The sequence below is a fragment of the Nguyenibacter vanlangensis genome (assembly GCF_013376155.1).
Taxonomy (GTDB): domain Bacteria; phylum Pseudomonadota; class Alphaproteobacteria; order Acetobacterales; family Acetobacteraceae; genus Gluconacetobacter; species Gluconacetobacter vanlangensis.
The window spans coordinates 1-959 of record NZ_JABXXP010000910.1; the positions used below are offsets into that span (position 1 = coordinate 1).

2 protein-coding genes are annotated in these 959 nt (G+C 71.5%); both read left to right on the top strand.

Features of this window, described 5'->3' with window-relative positions; genetic code table 11:
• On the top strand, positions 1 to 480 hold a 480-nt coding region (locus tag HUK84_RS20085; RefSeq protein ID WP_176641772.1), incomplete at its 5' end, for a polysaccharide biosynthesis protein.
• The coding region (locus HUK84_RS20090; RefSeq protein WP_176641773.1) for an aminotransferase class I/II-fold pyridoxal phosphate-dependent enzyme at positions 477 to 959 on the top strand (483 nt) is incomplete at its 3' end. The genes HUK84_RS20085 and HUK84_RS20090, both read left to right, overlap by 4 nt.

A 959-nucleotide genomic window follows, 5' to 3' on the forward strand; every position in this document is an offset into this window, starting at 1 on the left:
CGGGCCGGCAGCGGCACCGACGCCCTGCTGCGCGGCGGCGGCATCTTCGTGCTGGACATGGGCAAGCCGGTCAAGATCGTCGATCTCGCACGGCAGATGATCCGCCTGGCCGGCCTGCGGCCCGACCGGGACGTGCCGATCCGCTTCACCGGCCTGCGCCCCGGCGAAAAATTGTTCGAGGAACTGTTCCACGGGCGCGAGGCCCCGGCCCCCACCGAGCATCCGGGCCTGCGGATGGCCACCCCGCGCATGGTCGACCGCGACCAGGTCGGGCGGACGATCGACCGGCTGGAAGCCGCCTGCCATGACGACGACGTGCCGGCCGTGCTGGCCCTGATCGCCGGACTCGTCCCCGAATTCGTCCATAACGCGACGGGCACGGTGCGCGAAACGCGCCCCCACTCAACCGATGTCGGCACAATCGATGCCGACATAACCGGCGCCGACGCGACCGATGCCGAAAGGACCATGCCGACATGACAGCCCAGCATCCCGCACCCGACCGGCCCAAGCTCGACCGGCCCGTCCCCGATTCGGCCCCCATCGCGTTCCTCGACCTGCCGGCCCAGCAGGCGCGGCTGGGCGACGCCGTCAGGCGGCGCGTGGACGCGGTGATGGCCCATTGCCGCTTCGTCATGGGCCCCGAGGTCGCGGAACTGGAACGGGCGCTGGCCGCCTATTCCGGCGCCGCCGAATGCGTGGGCGTCTCGTCGGGCACCGACGCGATCCAGATCGTGATGATGGCCGAAGGCATCGGCTCGGGCGACGCCGTCTTCCTGCCGGCCTTCACCTATACCGCGACGGCCGAGGTCCCGCTGCTGCTGGGCGCGACGCCGGTCTTCGTCGATGTCGATCCCCGGACCTTCCAGATCGACCCCGACAGCCTGCGCGCCCGCATCGCCGACATCCGCGCGGCCGGCCGGCTGCGTCCACGCGCCGTCATCGGCGTGGACCTGTTC